This window comes from Shinella sumterensis (assembly GCF_004514425.2).
Taxonomy (GTDB): Bacteria; Pseudomonadota; Alphaproteobacteria; order Rhizobiales; family Rhizobiaceae; genus Shinella; species Shinella sumterensis.
Window position 1 is genome coordinate 121,927 of sequence record NZ_MYFN02000012.1, and the last position, 25,602, is coordinate 147,528.

28 protein-coding genes and 1 tRNA gene are annotated in these 25,602 nt (G+C 60.9%); 10 read left to right on the forward strand and 19 right to left on the reverse strand.

What is annotated here, in order from left to right; translation table 11 throughout:
- Window positions 1–33: 33 nt before the first annotated feature.
- The 3 genes from rpsA to aroA all read right to left on the reverse strand — a co-directional run bounded on the left by rpsA (window position 34) and on the right by aroA (window position 3,853).
- Window positions 34–1,740, reverse strand: coding sequence for a 30S ribosomal protein S1 (gene rpsA, locus B5M41_RS20185; protein ID WP_134649648.1), 1,707 nt, complete (start codon window positions 1,738–1,740; stop codon window positions 34–36).
- A 113-nt stretch (window positions 1,741–1,853) separates the two neighbouring features.
- Window positions 1,854–2,486: a (d)CMP kinase gene (cmk, locus tag B5M41_RS20190; protein WP_134649647.1), complete on the reverse strand. Its 633-nt coding sequence runs from the start codon at window positions 2,484–2,486 to the stop codon at window positions 1,854–1,856.
- On the reverse strand, window positions 2,486–3,853 hold the full coding sequence (gene aroA / locus B5M41_RS20195; protein ID WP_134649646.1) for a 3-phosphoshikimate 1-carboxyvinyltransferase: 1,368 nt from the start codon (window positions 3,851–3,853) through the stop codon (window positions 2,486–2,488). Before aroA ends, cmk begins: the two co-directional genes overlap by 1 nt.
- 251 nt (window positions 3,854–4,104) lie before the next feature.
- Here aroA and B5M41_RS20200 point away from each other — a divergent pair, with 251 nt between their 5' ends.
- Together B5M41_RS20200 and B5M41_RS20205 are read left to right on the forward strand one after the other, a co-directional pair.
- Window positions 4,105–4,494 (forward strand): TIGR02300 family protein, encoded by a 390-nt coding sequence (locus B5M41_RS20200; RefSeq protein ID WP_134649645.1) that lies wholly within the window; start codon window positions 4,105–4,107, stop codon window positions 4,492–4,494.
- 144 nt (window positions 4,495–4,638) lie between these two features.
- Window positions 4,639–4,714 (forward strand) — tRNA-Ala (locus tag B5M41_RS20205).
- A 233-nt stretch (window positions 4,715–4,947) separates the two neighbouring features.
- Here B5M41_RS20205 and B5M41_RS20210 read toward each other — a convergent pair.
- The 7 genes from B5M41_RS20210 to B5M41_RS20240 form a co-directional block, all read right to left on the reverse strand.
- Window positions 4,948–5,790, reverse strand: a complete 843-nt coding sequence (locus B5M41_RS20210) for a ParB N-terminal domain-containing protein (RefSeq protein WP_134649644.1) — start codon at window positions 5,788–5,790, stop codon at window positions 4,948–4,950.
- On the reverse strand, window positions 5,787–6,224 hold the full coding sequence (locus tag B5M41_RS20215; protein ID WP_134649643.1) for a hypothetical protein: 438 nt from the start codon (window positions 6,222–6,224) through the stop codon (window positions 5,787–5,789). The genes B5M41_RS20210 and B5M41_RS20215 overlap by 4 nt, the downstream gene beginning before the upstream one ends.
- 379 nt (window positions 6,225–6,603) lie before the next feature.
- A complete protein-coding gene (gene arsK, locus B5M41_RS20220; RefSeq protein WP_134649642.1) occupies window positions 6,604–7,797 on the reverse strand; it encodes an arsenite efflux MFS transporter ArsK in 1,194 nt (397 codons plus the stop codon).
- Complete coding sequence (gene arsH / locus B5M41_RS20225) at window positions 7,794–8,501, reverse strand: arsenical resistance protein ArsH (protein WP_134649641.1); 708 nt, start codon at window positions 8,499–8,501, stop codon at window positions 7,794–7,796. Before arsH ends, arsK begins: the two co-directional genes overlap by 4 nt.
- Window positions 8,494–8,916 carry an arsenate reductase (glutaredoxin) gene (gene arsC / locus B5M41_RS20230; protein WP_134649640.1) on the reverse strand — a complete coding sequence of 141 codons (423 nt, stop codon included), beginning with the start codon at window positions 8,914–8,916 and terminating at the stop codon, window positions 8,494–8,496. Before arsC ends, arsH begins: the two co-directional genes overlap by 8 nt.
- A gap of 2 nt (window positions 8,917–8,918) precedes the next feature.
- The gene (gene arsB / locus B5M41_RS20235) at window positions 8,919–9,965 is read right to left on the reverse strand and encodes an ACR3 family arsenite efflux transporter (protein WP_134649639.1); all 1,047 of its coding nucleotides are present in this window, start codon (window positions 9,963–9,965) and stop codon (window positions 8,919–8,921) included.
- A 9-nt stretch (window positions 9,966–9,974) separates the two neighbouring features.
- Window positions 9,975–10,325, reverse strand: coding sequence for an ArsR/SmtB family transcription factor (locus tag B5M41_RS20240; protein ID WP_134649638.1), 351 nt, complete (start codon window positions 10,323–10,325; stop codon window positions 9,975–9,977).
- Between the two features lie 41 nt (window positions 10,326–10,366).
- Between B5M41_RS20240 and B5M41_RS20245 the strand changes: the two genes are divergently transcribed.
- Window positions 10,367–10,894, forward strand: coding sequence for a DUF6428 family protein (locus B5M41_RS20245; protein WP_134649637.1), 528 nt, complete (start codon window positions 10,367–10,369; stop codon window positions 10,892–10,894).
- 448 nt (window positions 10,895–11,342) lie between these two features.
- Here B5M41_RS20245 and B5M41_RS20250 read toward each other — a convergent pair whose 3' ends face one another.
- On the reverse strand, window positions 11,343–11,966 hold the full coding sequence (locus B5M41_RS20250; RefSeq protein WP_134649636.1) for a recombinase family protein: 624 nt from the start codon (window positions 11,964–11,966) through the stop codon (window positions 11,343–11,345).
- A 203-nt stretch (window positions 11,967–12,169) separates the two neighbouring features.
- On the opposite strand from B5M41_RS20250, the gene B5M41_RS20255 reads away from it, so the two are divergent.
- The gene (locus B5M41_RS20255) at window positions 12,170–12,667 is read left to right on the forward strand and encodes a hypothetical protein (protein WP_134649635.1); all 498 of its coding nucleotides are present in this window, start codon (window positions 12,170–12,172) and stop codon (window positions 12,665–12,667) included.
- Between the two features lie 102 nt (window positions 12,668–12,769).
- Here the strand turns inward: B5M41_RS20255 and B5M41_RS20260 are convergent, their stop codons facing one another.
- Together B5M41_RS20260 and B5M41_RS20265 are read right to left on the reverse strand one after the other, a co-directional pair.
- Window positions 12,770–14,194, reverse strand: a complete 1,425-nt coding sequence (locus tag B5M41_RS20260; protein ID WP_167719117.1) for a tyrosine-type recombinase/integrase — start codon at window positions 14,192–14,194, stop codon at window positions 12,770–12,772.
- A 150-nt stretch (window positions 14,195–14,344) separates the two neighbouring features.
- Complete coding sequence (locus B5M41_RS20265; protein WP_230640245.1) at window positions 14,345–14,662, reverse strand: DUF2934 domain-containing protein; 318 nt, start codon at window positions 14,660–14,662, stop codon at window positions 14,345–14,347.
- A gap of 102 nt (window positions 14,663–14,764) precedes the next feature.
- Between B5M41_RS20265 and B5M41_RS20270 the strand changes: the two genes are divergently transcribed.
- Complete coding sequence (locus B5M41_RS20270; RefSeq protein WP_134649632.1) at window positions 14,765–15,931, forward strand: TMEM43 family protein; 1,167 nt, start codon at window positions 14,765–14,767, stop codon at window positions 15,929–15,931.
- A gap of 24 nt (window positions 15,932–15,955) precedes the next feature.
- Complete coding sequence (locus B5M41_RS20275) at window positions 15,956–16,747, forward strand: YdcF family protein (RefSeq protein ID WP_134649631.1); 792 nt, start codon at window positions 15,956–15,958, stop codon at window positions 16,745–16,747.
- 1 nt (window position 16,748) lies between these two features.
- Here B5M41_RS20275 and B5M41_RS20280 read toward each other — a convergent pair whose 3' ends face one another.
- Window positions 16,749–17,222, reverse strand: coding sequence for a hypothetical protein (locus tag B5M41_RS20280; RefSeq protein WP_134649630.1), 474 nt, complete (start codon window positions 17,220–17,222; stop codon window positions 16,749–16,751).
- Window positions 17,223–17,351: 129 nt separating this feature from the next.
- Between B5M41_RS20280 and B5M41_RS20285 the strand changes: the two genes are divergently transcribed.
- Window positions 17,352–17,987, forward strand: coding sequence for a trimeric intracellular cation channel family protein (locus tag B5M41_RS20285; RefSeq protein ID WP_134649629.1), 636 nt, complete (start codon window positions 17,352–17,354; stop codon window positions 17,985–17,987).
- A gap of 5 nt (window positions 17,988–17,992) precedes the next feature.
- Here the strand turns inward: B5M41_RS20285 and irrA are convergent, their stop codons facing one another.
- The gene (gene irrA / locus B5M41_RS20290; protein WP_134649628.1) at window positions 17,993–18,412 is read right to left on the reverse strand and encodes an iron response transcriptional regulator IrrA; all 420 of its coding nucleotides are present in this window, start codon (window positions 18,410–18,412) and stop codon (window positions 17,993–17,995) included.
- Window positions 18,413–18,727: 315 nt separating this feature from the next.
- Between irrA and fabA the strand changes: the two genes are divergently transcribed.
- The 3 genes from fabA to fabI all read left to right on the forward strand — a co-directional run bounded on the left by fabA (window position 18,728) and on the right by fabI (window position 21,354).
- On the forward strand, window positions 18,728–19,243 hold the full coding sequence (gene fabA, locus B5M41_RS20295; RefSeq protein ID WP_134649627.1) for a 3-hydroxyacyl-[acyl-carrier-protein] dehydratase FabA: 516 nt from the start codon (window positions 18,728–18,730) through the stop codon (window positions 19,241–19,243).
- Between the two features lie 75 nt (window positions 19,244–19,318).
- Window positions 19,319–20,542, forward strand: a complete 1,224-nt coding sequence (gene fabB / locus B5M41_RS20300) for a beta-ketoacyl-ACP synthase I (RefSeq protein WP_134649626.1) — start codon at window positions 19,319–19,321, stop codon at window positions 20,540–20,542.
- 5 nt (window positions 20,543–20,547) lie between these two features.
- The gene (fabI, locus tag B5M41_RS20305) at window positions 20,548–21,354 is read left to right on the forward strand and encodes an enoyl-ACP reductase FabI (RefSeq protein WP_134649625.1); all 807 of its coding nucleotides are present in this window, start codon (window positions 20,548–20,550) and stop codon (window positions 21,352–21,354) included.
- Between the two features lie 48 nt (window positions 21,355–21,402).
- Here the strand turns inward: fabI and B5M41_RS20310 are convergent, their stop codons facing one another.
- From B5M41_RS20310 to rpsO, 4 genes are all read right to left on the reverse strand, one after another.
- The gene (locus tag B5M41_RS20310; protein WP_134649624.1) at window positions 21,403–21,600 is read right to left on the reverse strand and encodes a hypothetical protein; all 198 of its coding nucleotides are present in this window, start codon (window positions 21,598–21,600) and stop codon (window positions 21,403–21,405) included.
- A 129-nt stretch (window positions 21,601–21,729) separates the two neighbouring features.
- The gene (locus B5M41_RS20315) at window positions 21,730–22,746 is read right to left on the reverse strand and encodes a class I SAM-dependent methyltransferase (RefSeq protein WP_134649623.1); all 1,017 of its coding nucleotides are present in this window, start codon (window positions 22,744–22,746) and stop codon (window positions 21,730–21,732) included.
- A 91-nt stretch (window positions 22,747–22,837) separates the two neighbouring features.
- Window positions 22,838–24,979: a polyribonucleotide nucleotidyltransferase gene (gene pnp, locus B5M41_RS20320; protein WP_134649622.1), complete on the reverse strand. Its 2,142-nt coding sequence runs from the start codon at window positions 24,977–24,979 to the stop codon at window positions 22,838–22,840.
- 338 nt (window positions 24,980–25,317) lie between these two features.
- Window positions 25,318–25,587 carry a 30S ribosomal protein S15 gene (rpsO, locus tag B5M41_RS20325; RefSeq protein ID WP_134649621.1) on the reverse strand — a complete coding sequence of 90 codons (270 nt, stop codon included), beginning with the start codon at window positions 25,585–25,587 and terminating at the stop codon, window positions 25,318–25,320.
- Between the last annotated feature and the right edge of the window lie 15 nt (window positions 25,588–25,602).

Below are 25,602 nucleotides of genomic sequence, written 5' to 3' on the forward strand. Positions count from 1 at the left end.
TCCGCGGGCTCTTCATTTCAAAGCAAGCGAGGCTTACTCGGCGTTGTTGCGGTTCTTCAGAGCCGCGCCGAGGATGTCGCCGAGCGAAGCGCCCGAGTCGGACGAACCGAACTGTGCGACGGCTTCCTTCTCTTCAGCAATTTCCAGAGCCTTGATCGAAAGCTGGATCTTGCGATCCTTCTTCGAGAAGCTCAGGACGCGGGCGTCGACGGTCTGGCCGACCGAGAAACGCTCCGGACGCTGTTCGTCACGGTCACGCGAAAGGTCAGCGCGGCGGATGAAGGACGTGAGGTCCTCATGGCCGACGAGCTTCACTTCGATGCCACCGTCGTTGATCGCGATGACTTCAGCCGAGACGACGGCATTCTTGCGCAGGTCGCCGGAAGCGGCGGCGTCGCCGACCGAGTCCTTGCCGAGCTGCTTGATGCCGAGCGAGATACGCTCCTTGTCGACGTCAACATCCAGAACGACAGCCTTGACGACGTCGCCCTTGTTGTACTCCTCGATGACCTGCTCGCCCGGACGGTTCCAGTCGAGGTCGGAGAGGTGCACCATGCCGTCCACGTCGCCTTCGAGGCCGATGAACAGACCGAATTCGGTCTTGTTCTTGACTTCGCCTTCGACTTCCGTGCCAGCCGGGTGGCTGTGCGCGAAGGCCTGCCACGGGTTCTCGAGGGTCTGCTTGAGACCGAGCGAGATGCGGCGCTTCGTCGGGTCGACTTCGAGAACGACCACGTCGACTTCCTGGCTCGTGGACAGGATCTTGCCGGGGTGAACGTTCTTCTTCGTCCAGGACATTTCGGAGATGTGGATCAGGCCTTCGATGCCCGGCTCCAGCTCGACGAACGCACCGTAGTCGGTGATGTTCGTGACCGTACCGGAGATCTTCTTGCCGGTCGGGTACTTCGTGCCGATGCCATCCCACGGATCCGACTCGAGCTGCTTCATGCCGAGCGAGATGCGGTGGGTTTCCTGGTTGATGCGGATGATCTGAACCTTGACCTGCTGGCCGATGGACAGGATCTCCGACGGATGGTTGACGCGGCGCCAGGCCATGTCGGTGACGTGCAGCAGGCCGTCGATGCCGCCGAGGTCGACGAACGCACCGTAATCGGTGATGTTCTTGACGACGCCGTCAACAACCTGGCCTTCTTCGAGGTTCTGAACGATTTCAGAACGCTGCTCGGCGCGGGACTCTTCGAGGACCGTGCGGCGCGAAACGACGATGTTGCCGCGACGCTTGTCCATCTTGAGGATTTCGAAGGGCTGCGGGTTGTGCATGAGCGGCGTGACGTCGCGGATCGGACGGATGTCGACCTGCGAACGCGGCAGGAAGGCAACGGCGCCGTCGAGATCGACGGTGAAGCCACCCTTGACCTGGTTGAAGATGACGCCTTCGACGCGCTCGCCGGCTTCGAACTTGACTTCGAGCTTGGCCCAGCTCTCTTCGCGGCGAGCCTTTTCGCGCGACAGAACGGCTTCACCAAGCGCGTTTTCGATGCGCTCGACATAGACTTCGACTTCGTCGCCGACCTTCAGCGTGCCGTCCTTGGACTTGGCACCGAATTCCTTCAGCGGAACGCGACCTTCAACCTTGAGGCCGACGTCGATGATGGCGACGTCCTTTTCGATCGCGGTAACGATACCCTTGGCAACATAGCCTTCGGCGAGATCGTTGGACGCAAAGGATTCCTGCAGAAGGGCTGCGAAATCTTCGCGCGTGGGGTTTGCTTGAGACATTGAAACTCCTGATGTGCCTGTAAGGCACGGGCGCCGGGGGTTGGTGTTGGTGATGAACGAGGCGCTATCCGCTACCCTTCGGCAGCAAATCCGGCGCGGGGACAGGCTTCGTTCTAGTCTTTAAGGACAGCGTCGATGATCGACTTTGCCGCAGAAAACGCCGCCTCTATACTCATTTCCGAGGTATCGAGCAAGTGCGCATCGTCAGCGGGCTTCAGCGGGCTGTCCGCGCGCCCCATGTCGCGTTCGTCGCGGCGGCGGATATCCTCCAGGATCGTCCCGTAATCGGCCACCCCGCCGCCGGCCACGATCTCGTCGTAGCGGCGCCTGGCGCGCACCTCGGCCGACGCCGTGACATAAAGCTTCACCGGCGCATCCGGGCAGACGACCGTGCCGATGTCGCGGCCGTCGAGCACCGTGCCGGGCTCGCGCATCGCAAAGCCGCGCTGCGCCTCGACCAGCGCCCGGCGCACCGAAGGCATGACCGCGATCTTCGAAGCCGCCTCGCCGATGGCGTGGGCGGACAGGGCGGCGCGGTCGAGCCCCGCGAGATCGAGGCCGCGGGCGACATCGGCGGCGACCGCCTCGTCATCGAGCGGCAGGCCGCGATCGAGCAGCGCCTTCGCCGTCGCGCGATAGGTCAGGCCGGTATCGAGATGATGAAAGCCATAGACCTCCGCGATACGGCGCGAGAGCGTCCCCTTGCCGGCGGCAGCGGGACCGTCGATGGCGATGGTGAACGTCATCAGGCGGCCTTGACGTCGGAAAGCTCGATCTTCGCGCCAAGCCCGGCCATGAGGTCCATGAATTCGGGGAAGCTGGTCGCGATCATCGTCGCGTCGTCCACCGTGACGGGATGCTCGGAGACGAGGCCCATGACGAGGAAGCTCATGGCGATGCGGTGATCGAGATGCGTGGCCACGGCGGCGCCCGCGGCATTGCCGAGGCCGTTGCCATCCGGCCGGCCACGCACGACGAGCGAGGCTTCGCCTTCGTCGCAATCCACGCCGTTCAGCTTCAGGCCCTCGGCAACGGCCGAAAGGCGGTCGCTTTCCTTGACGCGCAATTCGTCGAGGCCGTTCATGACCGTCGTGCCCTCCGCGAAGGATGCGGCGACGGCGAGCACCGGGTACTCGTCGATCATCGACGGCGCGCGGTCTTCCGGCACCGTGACACCCTTCAGCACGGAGGAGCGCACGCGCAGGTCCGCCACGTCCTCGCCGCCGGCAAGGCGCGGGTTCAGCACCTCGATATCGGCGCCCATTTCCTGAAGGGTCAGGATGAGGCCGGTGCGCGTGGGGTTCATCAGCACGTTGAGAATGGTGATGTCGGAGCCCGGAACGAGCAGCGCCGCCACCAGCGGGAAGGCCGTGGAGGACGGATCGCCGGGAACGTCGATGATCTGGCCGGTGAGCTTGCCGCGGCCTTCGAGCCGGATGGTGCGAACGCCGTCGGCATCCGTCTCGACCGTCAGGTTCGCGCCGAAGCCCTGCAGCATCTTCTCCGTGTGGTCGCGGGTCATGATCGGTTCGATGACCGTGGTGATGCCGGGCGTGTTGAGGCCGGCGAGCAGAACCGCGGACTTCACCTGGGCGGAGGCCATCGGCACGCGGTAGGTGATCGGCGTGGGGGTCTTGGGACCGCGCAGCGTGACCGGCAGGCGATCACCCTCGGCGGACGTGACCTGCACGCCCATCTCGCGCAGCGGGTTGAGCACGCGGCCCATCGGGCGCTTGGTGAGCGAGGCATCGCCGATGAAGGTCGAATCGAAGTCGTAGACGCCGACAAGGCCCATGGTCAGGCGGCAGCCCGTGCCGGCATTGCCGAAATCGAGCGGCGCTTCCGGCGCAAGCAGCGCGCCGTTGCCGACGCCATTGATGATCCAGGTATCGCCGTCCTTGCGGATCCTGGCGCCCATGGCCTGCATCGCCTTGCCGGTATTGATGACGTCTTCGCCTTCCAGGAGGCCGGTGATGCGTGTTTCGCCGCTCGCCAGGCCGCCGAACATGAAGGAACGGTGGGAAATCGATTTGTCGCCGGGAATGCGGACGGTGCCGGAAAGGCCGGAGGATTTGCGGGCGGTTGCGGGCCGTGCATGGGCGCCGTGCGACATGGGCGTCTTCCTTATATGGTCGGCTCTCCGCCAGGCACTCCGGGGAGATCGCGCGCTTGCTATCACAAACGATTTAAAGCGTCATCCTCCCGCCGAAAAACATTCGGCCCGAATGCGCGCTCCGTCGCACCCTCAGTTTCGCTTTGACAGGATAGCGCAAGACGATTAAGGGGACCGGCTAATCATTTTCCCTTTAACGCGCCGGTCACCCGGCCCCGCCTGAGACAATCGGCACCTGAGAGGCTTTGACAGTGGCAAAACCGGAACTCGGAACCAAACGCATCGACCCGGAGACGGGCAAGAAGTTCTACGACCTGAACCGCGATCCGATCGTGTCGCCTTATACGGGCAAGTCCTATCCGCTTTCCTTCTTCGAGGAAACCTCCGCGGCCGCCGTCATGGAGAAGGATGAGGAAGAAGACGTCAACGAAGTCGATACCGAGAACACGGAAGTCGAACTGGTTTCGCTCGAGGATGCCGATGAAGATGCATCCGGCGGCGACGACATTCCGGATCTCGGCGATGACGACGTCGAAATCGACGGCGACGACGACGACACGTTCCTGGAACAGGACGAAGACGACGACAACGACGACATGAGCGACCTCATTGGCGTCACCGGCGACGAAGACGAAGCGTAACACTCTGATTTCCGGCCGATTTTAAAAAAATCGGCCGGATTTCATTTTTCGGCTTGCCATCCTCCGGCACGGCAAGTAATAAGCCGCACACCGAACGGCAACGCCGCTTCGGTTCCCGGAAACCGGCCTCGCCGGACCCGTTATGGGGCTATAGCTCAGCTGGGAGAGCGCTTGCATGGCATGCAAGAGGTCAGCGGTTCGATCCCGCTTAGCTCCACCAAATTTCCCATACGTACAGATTTGATAGGCTTATCAAACCCTTACGGGGAATTTTCCGATTTATCTCAGACCAATTCAGACCAACCTTTCAGACCAATTTTCAGTGATCGCTGATATTCTGTTATCTGCGTGAGGCTATACCCTCGGTGGTGCCGGTGGATAACCATTCGGCGTCACCGGCAGGGAACCAGCAGGGGGTGCAATTGCACCTCCCTACTTGTTGCACCCTTGGCATCAGAAGTTGACATCATCCATGTCGTCGCCTGAGCAATCGGCATCGTCGGTAAGGGTGTCCCCGAACCATTCGTTCCGCTCCTCATTCTCTCCAAAGAAGTAGTCTGCCAAGTCCTTGAAGCGTTTGTCGCCAATGGCCTCAAGGATTGCGGTATCGACCGCCCAACCATCCCGTAAGATCGCCTTCTCTGGCCTCTTACGTCTGTCGATGACATCGCGGATTTCAGAGACTAGGATTGCAATCTCCCGCTCCCTTCGAGCGTCGGTCATTTCCGAACCATCGCGATCTTCTGAATGACCAGAGCGGTCCCGCCCCCATTCTCCTGTAGGCTCCTGCCCCGCTTTGACCATCTCGGTCCATCGGCTGCGCATATAGTTGACTGTACGGGCCGACACGCTGGCCAAGCCGACAATCTCCTTGCGGGTATAGGGTGGCTGGACTGGCTCCCTTACCAGCCTCCATGCGGCGTCCGTCCTCTCTGTCTGGCTGAGGGGAAGGACATGCTTTGCATTAGCTCCCAGAGCCGCCAGCAACGCCGTCCGACGATCACAATGAAGTATGATGGCAGGGACGCCCTTCTTCCATCCCACGGCCTTGTATGCCGCTAGACGATGCTCGCCATCGATGAGGACGAGAGCAGCATTCCCGTCTTCGCTGTCGCGCCATAGAAGGACCGGATCAAGCGCCTTGCCGGTCTTCCTTAAATGGCCCGCAAGGTCAGCCTTATGGTACTTGTCGAGCTTGCCCCAGCGGAACTTGAAGTGATCCGTCTGGTTGATCCGCTCGATGGCGACCGTGGCTCTCTTGCGAAGGGTGGCGGGGTTTCCCGCGCCCCCGCTCATATTGCGACTTCCATTTCTGAGATCGTCGCTATCTGGCCGTCACACCTCTTGGCCGACCCACGCCGACTTCTGAGATTGCTGGCTCTAAGGTCGAGCCTATCCCCATTTGCATAGCGGACGATCTTCCCTCGTCCCGCGTCGGTGATCAGTCTTGCGACCTGAACCAAAGTGGGCTTGCCGGTAGCGCTCGCTAGGCTCCAGCATCGGACATAGGAGTTACCGTGTCCGTTGTCGTTCAAGAACCAGACGCCCGTGGCTCTGCCCGCCGTCGCTCTTTGATACGACGCTTCGTCAATGACCGCGTATCTCTTCCTCTTGCTGTCCAAGGGCACCCGAAGGCACCGCTGGCCGAACTCGTCAATAAACGGGATAGGCTGTCTTTCCTGTGCCAGTCTGCTTCTTTCGGACACGGTCCTTGCTGCTTCTGCTCTCATGAGCTTTTCCTTTCGCATAAAATGAAAAAGGCCCTCCGAGGGGTTCTCGGAAGGCCACTGTGGTGGATTGATGATGTGGTTATTGAAGGCGGTTGCTAGGTCGCCATTAGGCGCCCGATAGACATGGGATATGTGAACCGGGAATTAGTTCTAATGAACGGCCTAATGGATTGAGGCTCGCTCGTCAGAGAGATGATGTGGTTTGGTTCTATTGTGCGGCGTATTGCAGTCAGCCCCAAAACACAGGGGTGATTGAGGGAGATGATCGCGCCTGATTTCTAGTGGGCGGGGTAAGGGGCGACTTGTCCTAAAGCATCCTAAAAGGGTCCGGCTGCGGATTGTCCTGATAGGGGAAGTTTCGCTTTTCTAGTGGACGTGGTTATCGTCGCCGCTGCACCCATCCAATCAGAACAAAGGCCGCAACCGCTGCCGCCCCGATGCCGGAAATGATAACAATCGACGCCAGCGTTCCGAGGTTCGACATGGCGAGGGCGAAGACGAAGGGCGCACTGGCGGAAACGATAAGCCGAGCCGACATGACCTTTCCTTGCAGTCGCCCATATCCTTCACTGCCGAACAACGACAGCGGGAGCGTTCCGGAGACGATGCTGAACAGCCCGTTCCCGAACCCGAATAGGACCGCAAAGACCATTGCTCCAGCCGTAGCGGGGGAAGTAGCGGCAAGAACCAGCCCCGAAAGGGCCATGAGCGCGGCGGCTATGATGGCCAACGTAAGCGGCGGGAGGCCTTTCCCTAGCACCATGTTGATCAACCGGCTGGCAACTTGTGCAGGGCCGAACAGTGTCCCAACCAGTGCAGCAGAAGCGCCAAGCCCGAGACCGGATAGCAGCGGCACCATATGGACAAGCACCGCTGAGCCTACGAGCGATTGGAGCGCAAAGGCTGTCACCATCATAACGAAGCCAGTCTTCCGGGCATCGGGGGAAAGCGATCCCGCTACCGCATGGGTGGTCTTATGGGCGTCGCCGTTCTTCTTCCGTTGCGTGGCTGTATGGGCCAGCCAAGCATGGATGGGGAGGCAAACCAGAAGATTGAGGCCAGCGAATACGAGATAGACGCTCTGCCACGACAAGTGCGCGTGAAGGGCGCTTGTGATTGGCCAGAAGATTGTCGATGCGAAACCGGCGATCAGCGTCAAATACGTGATGCTTCGTTGCGCGGTGGCAGGACCGATCTGGACCAGCAAGGCGAACGCCGCCCCATACTGCACCAGATTGGCAGACACCTCGACCGCAATCAGCGTCAACGTGAACGTGGTTCGATCAGGTGCCAGGGCGCATCCTATCAACGCCACTGCGGCAACGAGAGAGCCAAACGTCATTACCCTGCCAGCGCCGAACCGATCTATCCAGCGGCCAAGCCAAGGGGCAACAAGCCCGCCGACAAGCAGTGCAGCGGAGAGAACTCCGAAGACCCACTCCACGGACCATTCAAAGTCCCTCGCCATGTCAGGCGCGAGGATGCTGAAACTGTAATAGAGGCTTCCGTAGCCGATGATCTGGGTGATGCCGAGGCCGAGGACGGCTCCAAGGGGAAACCGTTCCGGGGTCATATGGACTTGAGCGCCACGCGTTGCTCTAGCTTCTCCGCATCTTCTTTCCGCTCGCTGTAGCGGTCAACTAGATAGGCAGAAGCGCCCCTTGTCAGCAGCGTGAACTTCACAAGCTCCTCGCAAACGTCCACCACGCGGTCATAGAATGGCGAAGGCTTCATTCTGCCACTGGCGTCAAACTCCTGATACGCCTTTGATACCGACGACTGGTTTGGGATGGTGATCATCCGCATCCAACGCCCGAGAACGCGCATCTGATTGACTGCGTTGAACGACTGAGAGCCGCCCGAGACTTCCATCACCGCGAGGGTCTTGCCCTGTGTGGGGCGAACCGAACCGATGGCAAGCGGTATCCAATCAATCTGCGCCTTCATAACGCCGGTCATTGCGCCGTGGCGCTCTGGACTGACCCATACTTGTCCCTCTGACCATTCCGACAGTTCGCGAAGCTCCTGCACCTTGGGATGGCTTGCCGGTTCCTCGTCAGGCAGAGGGAGGCCCTTCGGGTCATATATGCGCACTTCGCAGCCGAAATGCTCCAGCAACCTCCGCGCCTCTTGGGCGAGCAGCCGACTATATGAGACCTCGCGAAGCGAGCCATAGAGGATCAAGATGCGTGGCTTGTGGTTCGCATACGGTGGGCGTAGCGCCTCAAGATCGGGCTGCTGTAGGTGGTCGAGCGAAGCTGCGGGCAGATCAGACAATGCGCTTCCCCTGCTCGTTCAATACCTGTTCGCCGTCCTCTTTGGTGAATGGCCCCGTATGCGTATCGGGCAGAATGTCGAGGACGACTTCGGATGGTCTGCAAAGGCGCGTCCCTATCTGCGTCACAACAAAAGGCCGGTTTATAAGGATCGGATGCTCAAGCATGGCGTCGAGAAGCTGCGCATCGCTCAAGCCCGGATCGTTCAAGCCAAGCTCCCCGTACGGCGTTCCCTTTTCCCGAATGGCCTCCCTCACAGACAACCCTGCATCAGCGATCATGGAGGCGAGTTGGTCCCGTGACGGTGGCTCTTTCAGATACTCAATGACTGTCGGCTCAATTCCCGCATGGCGGATCAGGGCCAAGGTGTTGCGAGAGGTTCCGCATTCGGGGTTGTGGTAGATGGTGGCGTCCATTTTCATGCCTCTTTGGAATTGATGGAATGAGTGCCAGTGCGCACCCGATGGCCTCGCTCGTACCAACCCTTGCTACGATTGACGATCCAGACGACAGACAGCATGACAGGCACCTCTACGAGGACACCGACGACCGTTGCGAGTGCAGCGCCCGACTTGAAGCCGAACAAGCTGATTGCAGCAGCGACAGCCAATTCGAAGAAATTAGAGGCACCGATCAGAGTCGATGGACCAGCAACGCAATGCTCCTCACCGCTCCAGCGGTTGAGTAGGTAGGCCAGCCCCGCATTGAAGTAGACTTGGATCAGGATAGGGACGGCCAGCAGCGCAATGATAGTCGGCTGCGCAATGATCTGCTCTCCTTGAAAGCCGAACAGCATGACCAAAGTTGCCAGTAGTGCGATCAGCGAGACCGGTTGCAGCGTTTCGGCCAGCCGATTGGCGTCGGTAAGGCGGCGCAGGACTTGGGACACGATCACCGGAAGGACAATATACAGGACCACCGAAAGGGTCAGGGTGTCCCATGGCACGGTGATTGCGGACAGCCCGAGCAGGAGGCCAACGACCGGCGCGAATGCCACAACCATGATCGCGTCGTTCAAGGCGACTTGCGAGAGAGTGAAGTGGGGCTCTCCTTTGGTCAGATTGGACCAGACAAACACCATTGCGGTACAAGGTGCGGCGGCAAGGATGATAAGGCCCGCGACATAGAAGTCGATCTGATCTGCTGGCAGGTATGGTCGGAACAGCCAGCCGACGAACAGCCAGCCAAGGAGCGCCATGGAAAACGGCTTGATCGCCCAATTGACAAAGACTGTCACGCCGATGCCCCGCCAATAGCGACCAACTTTCCCGAGTGCCGAGAAGTCGATCTTCATCAGCATAGGAATGATCATTAGCCAGATCAGGACCGCCATGGGCAAATTGACATTCGCGACCTCCAGCGCCCCTATCGCGTGGAAAGTGGATGGCATGAAGTGGCCAAGCGCGACCCCTACGATGATGCAGAGACCAACCCAAACGGTCAGGTAGCGTTCAAACAGCGACATCCCGGTTCCTCACTGCACATTCTGGACTGGAGCGCAGCAAGCGGCGATGTCGGCGGCAGGAGCGCAAATCTCGGGATGGCCCGCGCAGCAGTCCTCCATGAGAAACCGCACGAGACCCCCAAGCGCCTCGTAGTTGGCGAAGGAGATAATAGAGCGGGAAACACGCTTCTGAGTGATCAAGCCGGATCGCTCCAGTTCTTTGAGGTGGAATGAGACATTCGACGGCGAAAGGCCGGTTTTCTCTGCGACCATTCCCGCTGCCATTCCTTCCGGTCCCGCCACCACGAGCATTCGAACAATTTGGAGCCGGGTTTCCTGCGAGAGCGCGGCGAACGATGTCAGGGCTTGACGCTGATCCATATTTCAATGATCCTTGAACTATTGAAACGGGAGTAACGCAGATGACCGCTCACGACAAGCCCCTTTTGCAGTCCGCTACCGACATCAGCTTAGGCAAACTATTAGGCACGCTCGACAACGCCAAAGAGATGCCCCTTGTCTTCACCTATGATGGCGGAAGGATCAGAGGCGGCTACCACGTCACTGAGGTCAAGGCGGGTCAGTTCGCGGCGCTTGACTGCGGCGCTAACCCCGAAGCATGGACGGAGATATTCGTGCAGCTATGGGATATTGACGAGGACGGTCGCACTCACATGCCATCCGGGAAGTTCTCCGCTATCATCCGCAAAGTGTCCGAGCATGTCAGCCTTGAAAGCTCCGCACGATTGACGTTCGAAGTTAGCGACGGAGTGCAGCCGATGCGGCTCTATTGCGCAGACAGCCCAACCGTTTCAGGCGACACTCTGGAAGTCCGCCTCGCACCTCGTGCTGCCAGTTGCAAGCCGCGTGACAGGTGGTTGGCGCAACAGACTACGAAGGCAGATGGCTCTTGCTGCGGGGAACAGAAGACGTCCTCATGCTGCACTTGAGGGGAACAAGCGCGGAAACGAGTGGCGCTTTGGGGGAAACAGATAGGGACGCAGGGATGACGGTAGGCGACACCGAACGCGAATGGCGGGAAGTATCAGAAAGTAAATCTGACTGATTTTTGAGACGTCATTTCCTTAAAGGGGTGGTAATCGGCCAACAGTAGAAATCACTCTTTTCCCATTTATAGCCTTAGCAACGCATTCGCATATCGCATCCAATTTTCGTGAATTTAGATGATCTACGCGCACCAACCCTAATTTCTACTTAGACTGTTTTTTACCGAAAATCGCACTGATCTTATATATTCTATCAGCGATCGACATGATTATTTTTGCTTTGCCTCGCTAGATCATTGCCGGAAGAACGTCTCCCAGACGCCGATGACCCCCGCAATGGTCATGCCGCCTATGACCAGCCAATGCAAAACTTGAACCGCCGCTTCCATCCTTATGCCTCCTGTGCGGAAGCAATGCGCTTCGCCAGTCGAGATAGTGTCGAGCGCGAGCATCCTGTGGCGCTGACGATATTGTTCCAGCTTTGGCCAGACTTGAGCATGGCGATGATTGCCTCGTTCCGCTTGGCGTCCTCAGGGCGACCCCGATAAACTCCATCGGACTTGGCCTTATCAATGCCCTGTCGCTGCCTCCTACGGCGATCCTCGTAGTCCTTACGTGCGATAGCGGCCAGCATGTCGAGCATCATGCCGTTGATTGCATCCAGCATTCGGCTTGTGAAGTCGTCTCCCGAGTTTGCCAACTGGTAGGAGGTGGGAAGATCAAGGGCGACAACCCGAACGCGCTTAGCGGTGATTTCAGCTTTGAGCTTCGCCCAATCCTCAGCGTTGAGGCGGCTAAGGCGGTCAACTTGCTCGACCAGTAGGACGTCGCCGGGATGGCAGTCGGAAAGCAGCCTAAACAGCTCAGGGCGAGCCAAGGAAGCGCCGCTCTCATTCTCAACATACCAAGACGCCACTTTCAGACCGCGCTCGTCAGCAAAGCTCTGGAGGTCGTTTCTGGCGCGGCTCGCATCTTGCTCTTTTGTGCTGGCGCGAAGGTAGGCTCTGGTAAGCATCTGGAACCCTTAGTTCGTTTTAGGTGGTTCGCTTATCATCGGTTCTATTTGGGCTGTCAATAGGTAATTATCGAACCATCATTTTCGTGGTTCTCTTGATGCGCACCCAAATGAACGCCTGTGGGCGCACCCCTTCGGTCCATTGTGGGCACCGGCTCCGTCCGCATAAGATGCGGGGGATTAGGCAGGTAGGGGGACGGAACTTGCGCAACTTTATAGCCGATGGCCTTGCGTGGTCAGCGCAACGCTATGATGCGCTTGAGGGTTATGTGACACGCACTCTGTACGGTCGCATTCTCCCATCCGCTTTGGGTAGCCGACTGGAACTCATCGCCACCTTTCGAAGGATGGTGAAGCTGTCGGTTCTGATAGCCCTTGCTTTGCTCATCGGGGCGGTCGTTTTCGTCAGCCCCAAGTTGATCACGATAAGCGGTATGCTCCTCGACCTAGCCGGTCTGGCTCGCATCTTTATCGATGAGGAATGGGAGGACATCGCCGAGCTATATTCCGACATTGACAAGTACCCTTATGGCCCGCCCTCTCATGTCACGCGGGAGTTATTCAAGGACGACAATCCCGACGCAATCGGCGAGGTATCCGAGGAGGTCGAAACGATGGCTCGACATCTCTATTGGCGTAGAGGGTTGGCCCTAGTGCTTTGCGGCTTCGTCCTTCAACTCATCGGCACGGCATTCAGCTAGAGACGACCGCTTCCGTTGCGTGCTGTAATAGCCGCCACCCCACCGGGGGGACGCTCGCTTCCGCACTTGTCGAGGTCGATGCCTCGCAAATTTCTGTCAGTTTTAAGCCGCCTCGGCCGCCTCTGTCGCTTCGACAACCTCGGTCTTTTCCTTTAGCTCGGGGAGGTTCACAGAGGTAACGCAAACCCGCATCTGCTGCCACGCAGGGCCGTCAGAGTAGGTTTTAAGGGTTATCGACTTGCGGCCTTCTTCGTGGCCCACAACAGAGGATATTGTGCTTTCCGCTATGCCAGCCCGCTCCGCCTCGGTGATGAACCAACGACGGAAAGAATGGAAATTGACCAGACTGCGCCGCTGCCCCGGCTGCTTGTCGTCAACGCCGAGCTTCAAACGATACTGCCGGAACCGCTTTCCGAAGACGTCGCCAGCATCACGCTCTTTGGCCAGTTCATCGAACAGCCAATCTTGTGGCCCTTTCCCCTTGGAACGGCGCTTGACGATCTCAAGGAGTTCCGGGTGCATTGGGACGCGTCGTTCCGCAGCGCCGGTCTTACCCTGTCTTATGTCGAAGTATCCGTTCCCCTTCTCGTCAATCGGGCATTCTTCGACCCATAGAGTGACGATCTCGCTCTCTCTCATTCCAGAAAGGGCAGAGATGCGCATCGCATCGCTGAGTTGGGCTTCGAATGACTTACTCGTCCCGGCAGGGTACGGCGAGTATATGAGTGTTTTGATCTCGTCCTTCGTGAAGGCGCGTTCTTTCTTCTTCCCGTTGCGCTCAACCCTTCGGCCACGCTCTGGGAGCTTTTGACGGTCCCATGGGTTGTCACCAGCTACGTGACCTCGGATGATGAGGTAATCCCAATAGAGCTTGACGCTTCCCAAGTGCTTCCGTGCCGTTCGAACGTCGAGCGGTGCGATGGCCTCGGAGTAGTAAGCTCCCGCTCTCGCACGAGTTATTTCATGGAGCGGCCATCCCTTAAGCTTGGCCCATCCCGCAAACCGTTTGATCAGGTTGCGGCGCTCGTCGGTAGTCTTTTTGGCAAGCTTCGCCTCGCTGAGATAGGCGTCAATGTGGTGATCGACGTCTACGCGCCCTTGGACGAGATTGAGGAACCGGTCACGTCCCTCCCTTCCGTGAGTGCGTTCGATCTCCTCGGCTTCTCGCTCAACGAACTCTCGGGGCGTATCGACATCCTCGTCTTCGATGTCTTCCGGGCGACGATGATAGATTTTGGCGGTCCAGCCCCAAGGATCGGCGGCGGCTTCCGCGATCTCTTTCGTCCATATTTCGGCCTTTTCTCGGATCACATCGATCACAGGAGCCAACGCTCTGCCAAACTTGGCGTCCCGGAACAGCTTGTCTGTCTCCCGACGCAATTCGTCTCGTCTGGCCATCGCAGCGCGAATGTCACCGGTTTCAAGATTGATGAGATAGGCGCTCTTGCCGTCGAAGTGGGAGCGGATCGCTAGGGGAATGTCACGCTTGAACCAGTATTTCAAACCGCGCAAATTGAGATAGCGCATCGAACTTTTTGCCATTTCAGACCAATCACTCAGACCAACTTTAGTCCGCGATTATCATGCCTTATCAATGGCTTCAAGGGGTTAGACGCCAGTCGTGGAGGCCCCGCTTAGCTCCACCAAACCTTCCCTAGAACCGAACGTTCTCCGCTCTTAAGGCTGCTCGCGCATGCCGGGTGTGGCTTCGCGCTGGTCGGCATCTTCGAGGTCGGTCTTCACCAGGAACGTGTCCGAGTGCTGGCGTGCGGCTTCGCGGAGTGCGGCGAGGTTGGGCTCGTCGTCTCCTTCGATCTCACCGTTGCCCTGATCGATTTCGTGCTCGGCCTGATACCAGTGATCATCCGGCGTGCCGTCCGGCGCACCGGCCTGCTGCCACAGTTCGTAGGCGCGCTTGCGGATGCGATCTTCCCTTGTTTCGTCCATCTGTCTTCTCCCTTTGGTTCCGTAACGCGAGAACGAACCGGCCGGCAGGATGTTCCGTGAGCCCGGCGCCGCTTGCGCGATACCGTCGGCGAGAATAAGCAGATTGGGATGTATGTTCCATGACGCAGATCAGTCTTGCTGGGGACCACAATGAGCTTCACCGAAACGACGACCACATCATGGTTCTCCAGACTGAAGGGGGCGTTGATCAGGATCGTGATCGGCCTGATCCTCGTTGTCGCCTGCATCTGGCTGCTTTTCTGGAACGAAGGGCGCTCGGTGAAGACCTACAGGGCGCTTGTCGAAGGCGCCGGGCTCGTCGTCTCCGTCGACAACAGCCGCGTCGACCCGGCCAATGACGGCAAACTCGTCCATGTGTCCGGGCCGGTAAAGCCGGTCGGCGTGCCCGAGGACAATGTGCTCGGCATTTCGGCGGAAGGCGCGGCGGGCCTCGAACGCGTCGTCGAGATGTACCAGTGGGTGGAAACATCCCGGTCGGAGACCCGCAAGCAGCTCGGCGGCGGCGAGGAAACCGTGACCACCTATTCCTACAGCAAGGAATGGAAGCGCGATGCCGTCAACTCCAGCAATTTCCGTCAGGCTGGACACGACAATCCGAAAATGCCGATCGACGATGCGAGCTTCTTCGTTCCATCGGCGACGATCGGGGCCTTCAGCGTCGATGGCCGGGCCGCCGCGCGACTGGGCGACGAGCGGCCGATCCCGCTGAGCGCGTCGGACGCAACCCGCCTTGGCGAGGCCGCCGCCCTCGGCAAGCCGGCCTCCGTCGTCGTCGGTCAGGCGGTCTTTTCCAACAATCCGCAGAACCCCGAGATCGGCGACATCCGCATGTCCTTCACGCGCTCGGACATCGACAGCGCAAGCTTCGTCGGCGCGCAACGCGGCGCGGGCCTCGTGCCCTATACGACCTCGAACGGACGGGCGCTCTTCCTGAGCCAGGCCGGCCTCGTGGAGGCGCCCGCCATGTTCGACGCGGCACAGAGCGAAAACACCGTCATCACCTGGCTGGTGCGCGCCGGCGGGCTCATCGGCCTGTTCATCGGCTTCGTCTTCATCCTGTCGATCCTCGGCGTCATCGCCGATCTCGTGCCCTTCATCGGTTCGATCGTCCGCTTCGGCACGACCGCGATCGCGCTGATCTTCACCCTTCTGATCGGCCCGAGCGTGATTGCCATCGCCTGGATCACCTACCGCCCGCTCATCGCCGTCGCCGTTCTGGCCGCCGGCATTGCGCTGGCGGCGGGCATCCTTTATCTGCGACGGGGCAAGGCGGCACCCGCCGCCGTACCGGCCTGACACGAAAAGCGGGGTAAGCGACGCGTGACCTTCTACATTTCGAAGATCTTCTGGCTCGTCGCACAACCCCTTTCGCTGGCCTTCTTCCTCATCGTCGCCGGCCTGCTCGCCGGTTTGCTGAAGTGGAACCGCATCAGGACGCTTTCGAGCGTTCTGGCCGCGCTGGTCCTGTTCCTCACCCTGTTCACGACGACAGGCGCGGTGCTGCTGCAGACGCTGGAGGACCGCATCCCCCGCGCCGCGCTGCCCGAGGGCGGACCGGCCTGCATCATCACGCTCGGCGGCGGCTTCGAGGCTGACGTCACCACCGCGCGCGGCGGTTACGAGATGAACCAGGCGGGGGATCGCTTCGTGGAGACGCTGCGGCTTGCCCGCGAGTTTCCACAGGCGCGCATCCTGATTTCCGGCGGCGACGGCTCCCTGAGCGGTGATTTCGAAGGCGACGCGGTGATCGGCAGCCGCTTCCTCGCGGCCTTCGGCATTCCCGAAACCCGGCTCATCCGCGAGGGGGGATCGCGCGATACGTTCGAGAATGCGGATTACACGCAGGCGCTGCTTGCCGAAAACGGCCTGGAACGCTGCCTCCTCGTCACCTCGGCCTTTCATATGCCGCGCTCGATCGGGCTCTTCCGCAAACGCGGTCTCGAGATGCTGCCCTGGCCGACCGATTTCCGTACGACCGGCAAGGCGAGCCTCGGCCTCGACCTGACCCAGCCTTCGGTCAACAGCCAGTTGATGACGATGGCCGTTCGCGAGTGGATCGGGCTCGCCTTCTATTCCATGGCCGGCCGCACGAGCGCGTTCCTGCCGGAATAGGCTACTTCTTCGAGATCGTCTCGAAACGGGCATTGCGCACCCGGATCGTCATCACGCAGTATTCGCTGTCGTCGCGGCCGCAGCTGGCGGCATTGGCCTTCAGCTCCAGCACCATGTTTCCGAACCGCTTCTTCATGTCGTAGCCGTAGAGATCGGCGATCGCCGCGAGGAAGAACCCGCCCTCGGCGACGCGGATATAGAAGTGGTGCGGGCAGCCGACATTGCCGCAGAGACCGCCCGGCACGCCATCGCAGTTGACCGCGCCGAGATTGAAGATCGCGTCCACCAGACGGTCGTTGTTGAAGTCGACATAGTCGGCGAAATCCTCGCCATAGACCGCCGTCTTGCAGCGCTTGGCGACCTCCGCCTGCACGGCGGACAGCGCATCGGGCACGATGTTGGAGGCGCGGGCCGGCATCGCCATCAAAACGATGGCGGCGGAGAGGAGCGCCAGAAAACTCATGCGGATAGCCATCTCTCAAACCTTTCCATGGCACGCGATTCGGTCATTATGGGCCGCTGACGGCGCGCGGCGTGATTCTGCCGGCGCACTCTACTGCGGCAAGGCTGTCGCGAGGCTTGGCCCGCATGAGGGGGGAACACCGTGTCGATCCTGGAACTGCTTGACTATACGGGGGTGGCCGTCTTTGCCGCGACCGGCGCGCTTTCGGCCTCGCGCAAGCAGCTCGACATCATCGGCTTCCTGTTTCTTGCAGCCGCCACGGGCATCGGCGGCGGTACGTTCCGCGATGTCATTCTCGGGGCCACGCCCGTTTTCTGGGTGGTGAACCCGACCTATCTCATCGTCTGCGTCTCGGTCGCGCTCATCGTCTTCGTGCTCGCGCACCGCATCGAATCCCGTTACCGCCTGCTGCTGTGGCTGGATGCGATGGGTGTGTCGGCCTATTGCGTGATGGGGGCAGCCAAGGGCTTCGCGGCAACCGGATCGCCGACGGTGGCCATTACCACCGGCGTGCTGACGGCAAGCTTCGGCGGGATCATCCGCGACCTGCTGGCGGGAGAGCCTTCGGTGCTGCTGCGCCCGGAGATCTACGTCACCGCCGCCCTCATCGGTGCGGCGGGCTTCACGGCGGCAACGGTCGCGGGCGCGCCGCTCTGGCTGGCATCGGCCATCGGCATCGCCGCAGCCTTCATCGTGCGCGGCGGCGCGTTGAAGTTCGGCTGGCGGTTTCCGGTCTACAAGGCCCGGCCCGGTCGCCACCCCGACGATGTGATGTAGAAATTTCAGCCCTTGCGCGGACGCAGGCGGATGATCACGTCGACATGGGCGATTTCCATGCCTTCCGGCGGCTCGGGCAGGTTTCCGATCTCGATATTGCTCACGGGAATGTCGAGGACGTGGTTTTCACCTTCAACGAAAAAGTGATGGTGATCGGAAACGTTGGTATCGAAATAGGTCTTCGAGCTTTCGACCGCGAGCACGCGGATCATGCCCGCTTCGGTGAACTGGTGCAGCGTGTTGTAGACGGTGGCCAGCGAGACCGGAACGCCGGCGGTGACGGCTTCCTCGTGCAGTTCCTCCACCGTGAGGTGGCGGTCGCCCTTGGCGAAAAGCAGGTCGGCAAGGGCCACACGCTGGCGCGTCGGGCGCAGGCCGCAATGGCGCAGGCGCTCTTCGATGGGCATCTCGTGTGCATGCGTCATGATCGACGTATCCGCTTGTCTGGCCTTGAACTCTAATCCTGAACTTTCGATATAACTTTTGCTGGAGCGGTATTCAATAGGATTACGTCGGCTTCAACACGCGCAACATGCGGAAAAACCGGGCTCCCACCCGCCGTTCTGTACTTTGCACTGGCTGTCATGGCGAGCATCATGTATGCGGACAGCGGAAACAACGTCTCGCCCTGACAGGGCGCGGCGAGAAGACGAGGAGTTCAGGGGCGCTTCAATCCGCATCCTGCCTCCACCAAATCCATGCGAACCAAGGGTCGCTCAAGACCGGGGATGAGACATTCGATGACGAGCAGGCAATCCAGCTACAACTACGAGGAAATTCTGGCCTGCGGCCGTGGCGAGCTTTTCGGCCCCGGCAACGCACAGCTTCCTCTGCCGCCTATGCTGATGGTCCACCGCATCACCGATATTTCCGAAACCGGCGGCGCCTTCGACAAGGGCTATATCCGCGCCGAATACGATGTGAAGCCGGACGACTGGTATTTCCCCTGTCACTTCCAGGGCAACCCGATCATGCCGGGCTGCCTTGGCCTCGACGGCATGTGGCAGCTGACCGGCTTCTTCCTCGGCTGGCTCGGCGAGCCCGGCCGCGGCATGGCGCTGTCCACGGGCGAAGTGAAGTTCAAGGGCATGGTTCGTCCCGATACCAAGCTCCTCGAATACGGCATCGACTTCAAGCGCGTGATGCGCGGCCGCCTCGTGCTCGGCACGGCGGACGGCTGGCTGAAGGCCGATGGCGAAACCATCTATCAGGCGAGCGACCTGCGCGTCGGCCTGTCGAAGGACAAGGAAGCTTAAGGGCGGCGCCAGCCACCGGCAGCCTGAGGGCGGCATTCGCCCTCACCATGAGACGTTCTAGAAAAGGTCATGAATATGAGACGGGTAGTTGTCACGGGCTTGGGGATCGTATCCTCGATCGGGAACAATGCTGACGAGGTGACGGCTTCGCTGCGCGACGCGCGCTCGGGCATCAGCTTCTCGCAGGATTTCGCCGACCACGGCTTCAAGTGCCAGGTCTGGGGTTCGCCTAATATCGACACCACGGAACTCGTCGATCGCCGGGCCGCCCGCTTCCTCTCCCAGGGCGGTGCGTGGAACCACGTCGCCATGAAGCAGGCGATCGCCGATGCCGGCCTGGAAGAGGCCGACTATGCCGCCAATCCGCGCGCGGGCATCATCATGGGTTCGGGCGGTCCTTCCACCCGCACGCTGATCGAAGCCGCCGAAATCACGCTCAAGAACAACTCGCCCAAGCGCATCGGCCCCTTTGCCGTGCCGAAGGCTATGTCGTCCACGGCATCCGCGACGCTCGCCACCTGGTTCAAGATCCATGGCGTCAACTACTCGATCTCGTCGGCCTGCTCGACATCGGCGCATTGCATCGGCAATGCCGCCGAGATGATCCAGTGGGGCAAGCAGGACCTCATGTTCGCCGGCGGCCACGAGGATCTGGACTGGACCATGTCGAACCTGTTCGACGCGATGGGCGCCATGTCCTCCAAGTACAACGACACGCCCGCCACGGCCTCGCGCGCCTATGACGCGACCCGTGACGGCTTCGTCATTGCCGGCGGTGCTGGCGTCCTGGTTCTGGAGGAACTGGAACACGCCAAGGCGCGCGGCGCGAAGATCTATGCCGAAATCACCGGCTACGGCGCGACGTCGGACGGTTACGACATGGTTGCCCCGTCGGGCGAAGGCGCGGTGCGCTGCATGCGCCAGGCGCTCGCCACCGTGAAGGGCGATGTCGACTACATCAACACGCACGGCACCTCGACGCCCGTCGGCGATTCCAAGGAGATCGGCGCGATCCGCGAAGTCTTCGGCGACAAGATCCCGCATATCCAGTCGACCAAGTCGCTGACCGGCCACTCGCTGGGTGCCGCCGGCGTGCAGGAATCGATCTACGGCCTGCTGATGATGCAGGCGGGTTTCATCGGCGAGAGCGCGCATATCACCGAGCTCGACCCGGAATTCGACGGCGTTCCGATCGTGCGCAAGCGCATCGACAATGCGAAGATCGATACGGTTCTTTCCAATTCCTTCGGTTTCGGCGGCACGAACGCCACGCTGGTCTTCCAGCGCCACAACGGATGACAGGCATGACGGGGATCATGAACGGCAAGCGCGGCCTCATCATGGGGGTCGCGAACAACCACTCCATCGCATGGGGCATCTCACAGAAGCTCGCGAGCCAGGGCGCGGAACTCGCCTTTACCTATCAGGGTGAGGCGCTCGGCAAGCGGGTGAAGCCGCTGGCCGCCGAGCTCGGCTCCGATTTCGTCATTCCCTGCGATGTCGAGGACATCGCATCGGTCGACGCCACGATCGAGGCGATCAAGGAAAAGTGGGGCAAGCTCGACTTCGTGGTGCATGCCATCGGCTTTTCCGACAAGAACGAGCTGAAGGGCCTCTATGCGAACACCACGCGTGAAAACTTCTCGCGCACGATGGTGATCTCCTGCTTCTCCTTCACCGAAATCGCCAAGCGTGCGGCCGAGCTGATGACGGACGGCGGCGCGATGCTGACGCTGACCTATGGCGGTTCCACCCGCATCATGCCGAACTACAACGTCATGGGTGTTGCCAAGGCGGCCCTCGAAGCCTCCGTGCGCTACCTCGCCGGCGACTACGGCCCGCAGGGCATCCGTGTGAATGCGATCTCCGCGGGCCCGATCCGGACGCTGGCAGGTGCGGGCATCTCGGATGCGCGCGCCATGCTCTCCTGGCAGCAGAAGAACGCACCGCTACGCCGCACCGTCACGATCGAGGATGTCGGCAATTCGGCGCTTTACCTGCTTTCCGACCTGTCGAGCGGCGTGACCGGCGAAATCCACTATGTGGATTCCGGCTACAACATCACCTCCATGCCGACGCTGGAGCGGCTGGCCAAGGCAGACAGCGAGTAACGAACAAACGGCGCGGAGTTACACTTCGCGCCGTTTCTCCTTGATCGATCAAAGCACCAAGAGAATACCGACAAGCAGCACCATCGCGACCAGGATGCCAAGCAGCATCGTGCGCACGCGGCTGTTCATTTCGATCGGCTTGCCATCTGCCCCTCGCCTCAAGAAAGCGAGCGGCGATTCGGAAGGCGGCGTATGCCCCTCCCCCTGTTTCACGTCCTTGGCGATGACTTCCGCCACGTCTTCCATGATCGGCGGTCTGGCAGGTCCAAAAGCCATTGCAGGCCTCCTGAACGGCTACGGTCCCGTCATGGTGGACCTGTTTCAGGAAAATGGCAATCGGCGCAAGCGGAAGCCGACGCCGGTCCCCCCTGAACCTCAACGACGGCCGAAGAGGACCTTGAAGCGGGCGTTGCGGCAGACTTCGCCGCTTTCCTTGAAGGCTTCCTTCAGCACCGGCTCGTAGGGCAGGCCGCGATTGGCGACCATCAGCAGGCGGCCGCCGATCTTCAAGGACTTTGCCGCCATCCGGATCATGCCGGCGCCGAGGGAGTGATCGGCGGCATGGCCTTCGTGGAAGGGCGGATTCATGACGATGAGGTCGTAGTGATCGCGCGGGGTTTCGGCCGTCAGATCGAACCAGTAGAAGCGCGCGGGAACGTTCGGGCAGTTCTCTGCCATGTTCTCCTTGGCCGCTTCCAGCGCCTCGTAATGCGCCTCGAACAGGTCGACGCCCTTCGCCTGCGGCGCACGATCGGCGAGCATGACGGAGAGATAGCCCCAGCCCGCGCCGAAATCGGCGGCGTGGCCGTTGAAATCTTCGGGAATGCGGCTGGCAAGCAGCTCGGAGCCGTCGTCAATGCGGTCGTGGGAGAACATGCCGGGTGCCGCGGTAAAGCGGCCGTCGACGCGCACCGGCTTGGCCGCCAGCTTGGCAATCGCCTCCGCCGGATCCTCCGGACGGGCAAACCATATGGCGAGGCCATGATATTTCGGCATGGAATCGCCCGTCAGGCCGAGCTGGTCGAGGCGCTTGCGCATCGACTGCACGCCGTCTTCCTTGCTGCCCGCGACGACGATCAGGCCGCCGGTGCGAACGCGCCGCAGGGCCTCTGCAATGCGGTTCTCGTTTTCACCCTTGTGCTTGTTCATCAGGATGAGCGCGCCGTCGAAATCCTCGCCCTCGATGAGCGGCGTCACCGGCTGGCGCACGGCTTCCAGGCCACGATAGAGCGACCGCAGCGGCTGGACCGCCTCCAGCGACGCGGCAAATCCTTCCGGCGGGCGCTGGCCGGCTTCCGCGCCGAGGAAGAGGTAGCGTTCGCCCTCGCCGGGCATGCCGAGCGTGCCGGAGGCAAAGGGGTGGAACAGGGTCTTCAGGGCATCGCGGGTCATGGTCGGCTCACAGCGTGGGGTTTCAGACGTTCAAAAGAAAGGGCGCGGAACATGCCGCTCCGCGCCCCTTCCAAAAGGTAGGAGGGTCCGATTACTCGGCGGCTTCGCCGTCGGCCTTCTTCTCGGCAACGATCTCCTTGCCGGTTGCCTGGTCGACGACCTTCATGGAGAGGCGAACCTTGCCGCGCTCGTCGAAGCCCATCAGCTTGACCCAGACCTTGTCGCCTTCCTTGACGACGTCGGAGGTCTTGGCAACGCGCTCGGACGCGAGCTGCGAGATGTGCACGAGGCCATCGCGCGGGCCGAAGAAGTTGACGAAGGCGCCGAAGTCGGCGGTCTTGACGACCGTGCCTTCGTAGATCATGCCGACTTCCGGTTCAGCGACGATCGAGTGGATCCACTTGCGGGCCGCCTCGATTTCCTTGCCGGAGGACGATGCGATCTTGATCGTGCCGTCGTCTTCGATGTTGATCTTGGCGCCGGTCTTTTCGACGATCTCGCGGATGACCTTGCCGCCCGTGCCGATGACTTCACGGATCTTGTCGACCGGGATGTTCATGACTTCGATGCGCGGTGCGAATTCGCCGAGCTGCGAGCGGCCTTCGGAGATGGCATTGGCCATTTCGCCGAGGATGTGCTTGCGGCCGCCCTGTGCCTGGCTGAGCGCGACCTTCATGATCTCTTCGGTGATACCGGCGATCTTGATGTCCATCTGCAGCGAGGTGATGCCGTCGGCGGTACCGGCGACCTTGAAGTCCATGTCGCCGAGGTGGTCTTCGTCGCCGAGGATGTCGGAGAGAACCGCGAAACGGTCACCTTCGAGGATCAGGCCCATGGCGATACCGGCAACGGGCTTGGCCAGCGGAACGCCGGCGTCCATCAGGGCGAGCGAGGTGCCGCAGACCGTGGCCATCGAGGACGAGCCGTTCGACTCGGTGATCTCGGAAACGACGCGCAGCGTGTAGGGGAACTGTTCCGCCGTCGGCAGCATCGGGCGGATAGCACGCCATGCAAGCTTGCCGTGGCCGATTTCGCGGCGGCCCGGGGAGCCCATGCGGCCCGTTTCACCGACCGAGTAGGGCGGGAAGTTGTAGTGCAGCAGGAAGCGTTCCTTGTACATGCCGGTCAGGCTGTCGACATACTGCTCGTCTTCGCCGGTGCCGAGCGTGGCAACGACCACGGCCTGGGTTTCACCGCGGGTGAAGAGAGCCGAGCCGTGCGTACGCGGCAGGATACCGACTTCCGATACGATGGCGCGAACGGTGTCGAGGTCGCGGCCGTCGATGCGGCTCTTGGTGTCGAGGATGTTCCAGCGAACGATCTTCGCCTGCAGGTGCTTGAACACCGAGCCGATGACTTCCGCGGAGTACTTCGGCTCGACGCCCTCGGGCAGGAAGTGTGCCTTCACCTTGGCCTTGACGGCGTCGACGGCGGCGTAGCGGTCGGCCTTCTGGGTGATCTTGTAGGCGGCGCGCAGTTCGGTTTCCGCGATGCCGAGCATTTCGGCTTCGAGTTCCGAATAGTCTTCCGGCTGGAAGTCGCGCGGTTCCTTGGCAGCCACTTCGGCGAGCTTGATGATCGCGTCGATGACCGGCTGGAAGCCCTTGTGGCCGAACATGACGGCGCCGAGCATGACGTCTTCGTTCAGTTCCTTGGCTTCGGATTCCACCATCAGGACGGCGTCCTGGGTGCCGGCGACGACGAGGTCGAGAACGGACTCGTCCATCTCGTCGAGATGCGGGTTCAGAACGTATTCGCCGTTGATGTAGCCGACGCGCGCTGCACCGACCGGGCCCATGAAGGGAACGCCGGAGATCGTGAGCGCTGCGGAAGCGGCAACCATCGACAGAACGTCGGGATCGTTTTCGAGGTCATGCTGGACGACGGTGACGACGACCTGCGTGTCGTTCTTGTAGCCTTCCGGGAAGAGCGGGCGGATCGGACGGTCGATCAGGCGGGAAACCAGCGTTTCCTTTTCCGACGGACGGCCTTCGCGCTTGAAGTAGCCACCCGGGATCTTGCCGGCGGCGTAGGTCTTTTCCTGGTAGTTGACGGTGAGCGGGAAGAAATCCTGGCCCGGCTTCGGCGCCTTGGCCGAAACGACGGTGGCGAGAACGACGGTCTCGCCGTAGGTCGCGAGAACCGCGCCGTCAGCCTGGCGGGCGATCTTGCCGGTTTCCAGCTTGAGCGGACGGCCCGCCCATTCGATTTCAACCGTATGGGTATCGAACATGTCTTGTCCTTCGTAAGGCGGATACGCGCACCGCCGCCCGAAAAGGCGCAGGTGGTCTATCCGCTTCATGACGCATCATGGGCAAGACAACGGGAGGCTTCGTGTTTGCTGGCCGCAATTCCGGACGGAAACCGTTCTGGAACCGCTTCTCAGGGAAGCATCCTGCAATCCTGCCCCATGACAGGTCATCGGTTGGTTCCGCAGGTCCGGCCCATCCGGCCTGCTGGAGAATGCCATCTCGCGAGGCGGCCTCAACCGGCACTGGCGAAACGGTACGGCGGAATTGTCTTCCGCAAAAGAATGCGGCGGGCGCTCGTGAGAACGCCCGCCGAAATTGCTTAGCGGCGAATACCCAGGGCAGCAATCAGCTTGCTGTAACGGGATTCATCCTTCTTCTTGAGGTAGTCAAGAAGCGAGCGGCGGCTGGACACCATCGTCAGAAGGCCACGACGGGAGTGGTTGTCCTTCTTGTGACCCTTGAAGTGTTCCGTCAGGTTGTTGATGCGCTCGGTCAGGATCGCAACCTGGACTTCCGGCGAACCGGTGTCGCCTTCGACAGTTGCGTATTCCTTGATCAGCGCAGCCTTGCGCTCAGCAGTGATCGACATCGTATGTCCTTTCAT

Excerpts from the sequence above, each read along its gene's own strand:
- rpsA (WP_134649648.1), bottom strand. The coding sequence starts at position 1,740 with ATGTCTCAAGCAAACCCCACGCGCGAAGATTTCGCAGCCCTTCTGCAG.
- cmk (WP_134649647.1), bottom strand. The coding sequence starts at position 2,486 with ATGACGTTCACCATCGCCATCGACGGTCCCGCTGCCGCCGGCAAGGGG.
- aroA (WP_134649646.1), bottom strand. The coding sequence starts at position 3,853 with ATGTCGCACGGCGCCCATGCACGGCCCGCAACCGCCCGCAAATCCTCC.
- B5M41_RS20210 (WP_134649644.1), bottom strand. The coding sequence starts at position 5,790 with ATGAGCGGGGGCGCGGGAAACCCCGCCACCCTTCGCAAGAGAGCCACG.
- B5M41_RS20215 (WP_134649643.1), bottom strand. The coding sequence starts at position 6,224 with ATGAGAGCAGAAGCAGCAAGGACCGTGTCCGAAAGAAGCAGACTGGCA.
- arsK (WP_134649642.1), bottom strand. The coding sequence starts at position 7,797 with ATGACCCCGGAACGGTTTCCCCTTGGAGCCGTCCTCGGCCTCGGCATC.
- arsC (WP_134649640.1), bottom strand. The coding sequence starts at position 8,916 with ATGGACGCCACCATCTACCACAACCCCGAATGCGGAACCTCTCGCAAC.
- arsB (WP_134649639.1), bottom strand. The coding sequence starts at position 9,965 with ATGTCGCTGTTTGAACGCTACCTGACCGTTTGGGTTGGTCTCTGCATC.
- B5M41_RS20240 (WP_134649638.1), bottom strand. The coding sequence starts at position 10,325 with ATGGATCAGCGTCAAGCCCTGACATCGTTCGCCGCGCTCTCGCAGGAA.
- B5M41_RS20245 (WP_134649637.1), top strand. The coding sequence starts at position 10,367 with ATGACCGCTCACGACAAGCCCCTTTTGCAGTCCGCTACCGACATCAGC.
- B5M41_RS20250 (WP_134649636.1), bottom strand. The coding sequence starts at position 11,966 with ATGCTTACCAGAGCCTACCTTCGCGCCAGCACAAAAGAGCAAGATGCG.
- B5M41_RS20260 (WP_167719117.1), bottom strand. The coding sequence starts at position 14,194 with ATGCGCTATCTCAATTTGCGCGGTTTGAAATACTGGTTCAAGCGTGAC.
- B5M41_RS20270 (WP_134649632.1), top strand. The coding sequence starts at position 14,765 with ATGAGCTTCACCGAAACGACGACCACATCATGGTTCTCCAGACTGAAG.
- B5M41_RS20280 (WP_134649630.1), bottom strand. The coding sequence starts at position 17,222 with ATGGCTATCCGCATGAGTTTTCTGGCGCTCCTCTCCGCCGCCATCGTT.
- irrA (WP_134649628.1), bottom strand. The coding sequence starts at position 18,412 with ATGACGCATGCACACGAGATGCCCATCGAAGAGCGCCTGCGCCATTGC.
- fabA (WP_134649627.1), top strand. The coding sequence starts at position 18,728 with ATGACGAGCAGGCAATCCAGCTACAACTACGAGGAAATTCTGGCCTGC.
- fabB (WP_134649626.1), top strand. The coding sequence starts at position 19,319 with ATGAGACGGGTAGTTGTCACGGGCTTGGGGATCGTATCCTCGATCGGG.
- fabI (WP_134649625.1), top strand. The coding sequence starts at position 20,548 with ATGACGGGGATCATGAACGGCAAGCGCGGCCTCATCATGGGGGTCGCG.
- B5M41_RS20310 (WP_134649624.1), bottom strand. The coding sequence starts at position 21,600 with ATGGAAGACGTGGCGGAAGTCATCGCCAAGGACGTGAAACAGGGGGAG.
- B5M41_RS20315 (WP_134649623.1), bottom strand. The coding sequence starts at position 22,746 with ATGACCCGCGATGCCCTGAAGACCCTGTTCCACCCCTTTGCCTCCGGC.
- pnp (WP_134649622.1), bottom strand. The coding sequence starts at position 24,979 with ATGTTCGATACCCATACGGTTGAAATCGAATGGGCGGGCCGTCCGCTC.
- rpsO (WP_134649621.1), bottom strand. The coding sequence starts at position 25,587 with ATGTCGATCACTGCTGAGCGCAAGGCTGCGCTGATCAAGGAATACGCA.